Here is a 6,465-nt window from a genome sequence, read left to right as displayed (position 1 = left end):
AGTATTTTGACAAAACGAGAAAACTAACGAATACTAAAAACATAAAGAAAGGAGAAAGCTAAAAATGTTACTACAAAAACACAAAAATAAAATTGTTTCATGCAAGGCAAAAATGCCCAAAACCCGCATGAATACTGGATTTCAGCTACAAGGGGGGGTGGCAAGGGATATAATAATAATCTAATTTATATAAATAAAAATAAATTAGGGTTAGTCTGTTTTTTGGTACTGACTTTTTTTATGCTCATTTTTGGAACGAAAGTATATGCGATTAATCAAGGGACACCAGATGGGACATTAGGAGCGTGTTTAATATGGGACCCAGCTGCAACTGGTGAAACAGATAAGACAAAACCTAATTATAAATTTCATTGGGTATATTTCGGGGATGCTACAGGTAAGGGGTATGATATAGCAGGACCAATATTGTTTAGAGTACTTAGTACAACATCAAATGGGACGTTAGATGGATATACAAATGCATGTGGAACAACAAGTAGTGGAAATAAAAAAGGATTATTTATGATGTCAGAGTATGGATTAAAGTATAGCTTATGGAGTAATAGATCCGATTTTCCTAGACAGAACTGGAGAGTTAGTAGTGAGTGTGCAGTAAGAGGAGAATTAAATGGAACAATAAAGAGTAATTGCTTTAGTAGAGAGAGTAGCGCAATAGCGGCTACAACAACAAGCTATTTCAGTAGTGCGGTAGAGTGGTTACGGGCATGGGATGGTTCGAGATGGTATTATGCAACAACATTTAATAGTACTATGATAGATAATAATGAGAATTTGTATGATGACTACTTATTTTTGTTGTCAGCGAGCGAAGTGACAAGTTATGGATTTACGTACCAGAGTAATTATGGGGATTATAAACAAAAATTATGGGCAGAATGTGGTAGATGCAAACTAGGAGATTCTGGAAGTTCTACCTGCAGTTGGTGGCTCCGGTCGGCCTGTTCTGATGGTAGCTACAATGTCGCCAGGGTGAATTCTTCGGGCGGGTCCGGTTACAACTATTCCTACGGTGGTGACGCTGTGCGCTTTGCTTTGAATGTACATCTAGCATCTATCATCACGAGCGAAGCGAGTTCATCTGGGAGCGTAGCGAGCGCATCATCTACATTCAAAGCAATATCCACGACAAATACGGGAAGCGCAGTAGCCCAAGTAACACCAACGCTCAACGCGACCCCAAGCTCATCATACAAATTAACAATAGCGAAAAGTACAGGATTTAATATAACAGCGATGAAGGTAAATGGCGAAAGTGTAGCAAATGGTGACACAATAAGTGCAAAGAAGGGAAATAAATTAACATTAACATATAGTGGAGCAACAGCCACTAGTAGTGCGAAACGGAATATATGTGGAGTAATAAAAAATAGTAGTAATACAGGAACACATTATTTTTCAAGAGCGAAGCAGAATATAACAAGTGCGACAGGGACAGTAGATTTTTATTTACCGAGTGATATAGGGGATGGGACATATAGAATGATAGTATATGATGAAGATAGAGGAGCAGATTGTATAACAAGTTTAGCAAATTATAAAGTAATGACGCTAATTGTGCAATCTGACACGCCACCAACAATAACCCAAGTATATAGAAATAATGCTAATACAGGATTTAGGGTTACAGCTAGTGATAATAATGCTTTGTCAAAAATAGCAGATTCAAGTAATGGCAATACAACGTATGCATCGTTATCTGGCACATCAAAGACAGTGAATTTTACAAGAACTTCCGCCATATCTTCATTTAGAGTATATGATAATGCTGGTTTGTATACGTCATACACTGTTTCAAATGCTACGCTAGACCAAACGGCCCCAGATGGTGGTGTGACATATTCAAATGGTACATATACAATAAAAGCAAGGGATCAAGGATCTGGATTATGGAAAGTAGAACATAATGGGAAGATAATAATAGATAAAACTGGAAGTTATCCAACATCATCGACATATCAAACATATACAGGTACTGGCCCAATAGCGGCAGCTACTGTCACAATATACGATGCAGTAAATAATACATCCACTTTAACACTTGACACTAGTGAACCTAGCGTAACCAGAGCATATCGAAAAGGGACAAATGTTGTTATAGAGGCAACAGATACCGAATCAGGCTTATGGAAAATAACAGAGAGTGTAGGTGGTGCTGCAAAGGTGACATTATCAGGGACAAGTGGTATAGCAAAGTTTACAGTATCATCAGGAGTGACAACAGTATATGTGTATGATCATGCAGGAAATTACAAAGAGGTAGACTTATCAAGCGAGTATACAGCAGAACCGCAAGTTAGTGTAGCATATGGAAATGGAGAATATACCATAACGGCGACAGCAGCAAACACAGGCTTATGGAAAATAATAGATGCAGGAGGAACAGTACTTCCTAGCACCAGCTATAATGGGGAGGCAAGTTATTCTGACTATCCAACAACATCGCAAACATATAGAGCAAGAGGTCCATTGCCGACTGGGACAGTGTATATATACGATGCAGTATCTAATATAACGCAATTGGATTTGGATAATTTAGGGCCAACAATAAGAAGGGCATACAAAAAAGGCTCAAATGCGTTGATAGAGGCCACAGATACAGACTCAGGCTTATATAAGATAACCGAAAGCACCGATGTGGATGCACAGACAAATGCACAACTTACAGGGACAAATCAATCAGTGAGATTTACAATGTCAGGCCAAACAGCGTATGTATACGACCAAGCAGGAAATTATGTTATAGTGACAGAATAAAGTATATTGATTAGTAGGCTATTATCAAAGCAAATGCAACATAGTCAAATGAAACACGACATGTTGCATTTACTTTGAATATTAAAGTGCTTATTAAAGTTAAAAATTTTTATTAAAATAATGCTATGCAAAAGATGGTTGTAGTGATATAATAATCATTGGGCTAATGCTATCTACCATAAAGAATATGGTTGTTTAATGCTATAATTGGAACATAAAAAATGGAGGGATTATTGTGAGAAGAGGATTACTGATGGCGTTGTGTTTGTTATTTTTGCTTTACACAGGATGTTCTGCAAGTGCAAAAGACACAGTTAAAATAAAGTCAGGGAATGCTTTAAAAACAAGTAGTGTTATTCAAGATGAAGATTATCAGTTTATGAAGCCTAAATCGGGTGATGTAGTTGCAAATATAAAGACTAATCATGGAGAAATAAAAGTTAAATTGTTTAAAGATATAGCACCAAAAGCAGTGCAAAATTTTATAGGATTAGCTAATAAAGGATATTACGATGGAGTTACTTTTCATAGAGTAATAAAAGATTTTATGATACAAGGCGGAGATCCTACAGGTACAGGTAGTGGTGGAGAAAGTATATGGAATACTACATTTGAAGATGAATTTAGTGAAAAAGTTCATCATTATAGAGGAGCTTTGTCAATGGCAAATAGAGGACCAAATACAAATACAAGTCAGTTTTTTATAGTCCAAAATAGTGCATTAGAGGATGGACTTGTTACGTATTTAAGAAAAATGAATTTTGATGAAAATTTGTTGCAAAAATACATAAATTTTGGTGGCACTCCACATTTAGATGGTAAGCATACTGTTTTTGGCCAGGTTTATGAGGGATTAGATATTGTAGATGAAATAGCAAATGTAAAAGTTTCGTCATATAATAACAAGCCTATAGAAGACGTTGTTATATTAAATATCTGTATAGAGAATGTGCAGTAACAGATTCAATCAATAAAGATGAAAAAGAAAGGGTATAAAATATGGAGATAAAGGAGTTATATAAAAAATATACTGAGTTAGAGGGAAAAGAAATAAAAGTATGCGGTTGGGTGAGAACTATACGAAGTTCTAAAGTTTTTGGATTTATAGAATTAAATGATGGAAGTTTTTTTAAGGGAGTTCAAATTGTGTTTGAAGAAGGTGTCTTAAGTAATTTTAAGGAGATTTCAAAGCTTAGGGTAGGTTCTTCATTGGTTATAAATGGGGTGTTAGAAAATACACCAAATGCAAAGCAACCATTTGAAATAAAAGCAAGAGCTATAGAAGTAGAAGGGGAATCATTGGAAGATTATCCATTGCAAAAAAAGAGACATTCGTTTGAATTTTTGAGGACTATAGCTCATTTGAGACCTAGAACAAATACATTTTCAGCTGTATTTAGAATTAGGTCAATAGTAGCTTTCGCCATACATAAATTTTTTCAAGAAAGAGGTTTTGTGTACGTTCACACACCTATAATAACAGGAAGCGATTGTGAAGGCGCAGGTGAAATGTTTAGAGTGACAACATTAGATTTAAACAATTTGCCTAAAGATGATAAAGACCAAGTAAATTATAAAGAAGATTTTTTTGGGAAAGAGACTAATCTTACAGTTAGTGGACAATTAAATGTTGAAACATATGCGCATGCATTTAAAAGTGTTTATACATTTGGTCCAACATTTAGGGCAGAAAATTCAAATACTGCAAGACACGCTGCAGAATTTTGGATGATAGAGCCTGAGATAGCATTTGCAAATTTAGATGATGATATGAAGTTAGCAGAGGACATGTTAAAATATATAATCAATTATTGCAAAGAAAATGCAAAAGAAGAGATGGAATTTTTCAATAATTTTGTAGACAAGAATTTATTAGAAAGATTGGAAAATGTGGTGAGTTCTGATTTTGGAAAGATTACTTATACAGAGGCTATAGAAATTTTAAAGAAAAATAAAGATAAATTTGATTATCCTGTGGAATGGGGATTGGATTTGCAAACAGAGCACGAGAGATTTTTAACAGAACAAATATTTAAAAAGCCTGTGTTTGTAACCGATTATCCAAAGGATATAAAAGCATTTTATATGAGATTAAACAATGATAATAAAACAGTTGCTGCAATGGATTTGTTGGTACCAGGTGTAGGAGAAATAATAGGTGGTAGCCAAAGAGAAGAAAGATTAGATTTATTAGAAAATAGAATGGATGAATTGGGTATAAAAAAGGAAGATTATAGTTGGTATTTAGATTTAAGAAAATATGGAGGAACTAAACACGCAGGTTTTGGATTAGGATTTGAAAGAGCTATAATGTATGTTACAGGCATGACTAATATAAGAGATGTTATTCCATTTCCTAGAACTGTAAATAATGCGGAGTTTTAGTATGTATAGACTATAGACATATGGAGCATCTTATAAAAAGGGCGATATATTGTATTGTGCGTTATCAGGTGAGGAAAAACATTGAGATGGGAAAAATATATAATGTATTCCTTTTTATGCTTCATTATACCGAACGCAATATGGCAAGTTGTGAATAAGGGCAAATATAAAGGCAAGGAACATGTTATAAGACATATAGTTTGGACGTATGTCTTTATGCTTTATTGTTACTTAGCAGTAGAGGTTGCAGCAGATATGGGAACTATGTGGGATATAATAAAGTATGGAGGGATTAGAGGAGTTGTATATCTAAAGCCTTTTATGATAGATGAATTAAAATCACATATTTTGAATGTAATAATGTTTATGCCACTAGGTTTTTTATTGCCGTTAGTATGGAATAATTTTAGAAAAATTTTAAAAGTTGCAATAGTGGGATTATTAATGTCGTTAGCAATTGAAGTAAGTCAACTGTTTTGTTATAGAACAACTGATATAAATGATTTGATTACAAATACATTGGGTACTATAACGGGGTATATGTTGTGGATAATATTTCATAAAATATTTAAAAGAAGTGGACAAAAGGCTGTTATTATGCATAAATTAGAACCTGTTATATATATTTTTGTAGGAATGTTTGGAATATTTTTTCTATATAAAAAAAATTAAGAGAGGGTGTTACTTATGTCAAAAAAATTAGTTGCTTATTTTAGTGCAAGTGGGAACACAAAAAAGATAGCATCAAAACTTGCGTCCGTAGAAGGTGCAGATTTATACGAAATATTACCAGAACAACCATATACGGCAGAGGATTTAAATTGGATGAATAAAAATAGTCGTACAAGTATAGAAATGAGGGATAAAAGTTCTAGACCTAAAATAGCGAACAGAGTAGATAATATGTCTCAATATGATGTTGTATATGTAGGGTTTCCTATATGGTGGTATGTTGCCCCGACTATAATTAATACATTTCTAGAAGAATACGATTTGAATAATAAAATAATTGTACCATTTGCGACATCTGGAGGAAGTGGAATGGGAAATACTAACGATGGTTTAAAAGAGTCATGCAAAGGAGCTATATTAAAAGAAGGTAGAGTATTTAGTAGAAATGTACAAGATAAAGAATTAGGAGAATGGGCCAAAAATATAATAAACAATATATAACTCAGTCGGAGATGTCCCCCGCCTCTAAGCTTGAAAAAGCGTAGGCGGTGGGTACATATTTACAATTCAGTGGGAGTTCAAGCTCCGACTGAATTATAACGCTCCGCGTGGATGCACACGGATTTGAATGGT

The 6,465-nt window shown here is 34.3% G+C and carries 5 protein-coding genes; all 5 read left to right on the top strand.

The window, feature by feature from the left end; all coding sequences use genetic code 11:
- Positions 1-240 precede the first annotated feature (240 nt).
- The 5 genes from J6Y29_02840 (at position 241) to J6Y29_02820 (ending at position 6,333) form a co-directional block, all read left to right on the top strand.
- Positions 241-2,775, top strand: a complete 2,535-nt coding sequence (locus J6Y29_02840) for a hypothetical protein (protein ID MBP5426816.1) — start codon at positions 241-243, stop codon at positions 2,773-2,775.
- Positions 2,776-3,028: 253 nt separating this feature from the next.
- Complete coding sequence (locus J6Y29_02835) at positions 3,029-3,733, top strand: peptidylprolyl isomerase (GenBank protein ID MBP5426815.1); 705 nt, start codon at positions 3,029-3,031, stop codon at positions 3,731-3,733.
- A 41-nt stretch (positions 3,734-3,774) separates the two neighbouring features.
- Entirely contained in the window at positions 3,775-5,160 is a 1,386-nt protein-coding gene (asnS, locus tag J6Y29_02830; protein ID MBP5426814.1) for an asparagine--tRNA ligase, read from the top strand.
- 216 nt (positions 5,161-5,376) lie between these two features.
- Complete coding sequence (locus J6Y29_02825; protein ID MBP5426813.1) at positions 5,377-5,832, top strand: VanZ family protein; 456 nt, start codon at positions 5,377-5,379, stop codon at positions 5,830-5,832.
- A gap of 15 nt (positions 5,833-5,847) precedes the next feature.
- Positions 5,848-6,333 carry an NAD(P)H-dependent oxidoreductase gene (locus J6Y29_02820; GenBank protein ID MBP5426812.1) on the top strand — a complete coding sequence of 162 codons (486 nt, stop codon included), beginning with the start codon at positions 5,848-5,850 and terminating at the stop codon, positions 6,331-6,333.
- Positions 6,334-6,465 lie beyond the last annotated feature (132 nt).

The organism is Clostridiales bacterium (genome assembly GCA_017961515.1).
Taxonomy (GTDB): domain Bacteria; phylum Bacillota; class Clostridia; order Acetivibrionales; family RGIG10202; genus RGIG10202.
Note: the sequence above shows the minus strand (reverse complement) of the source record. Positions and strands in the feature narration are given on the sequence as shown.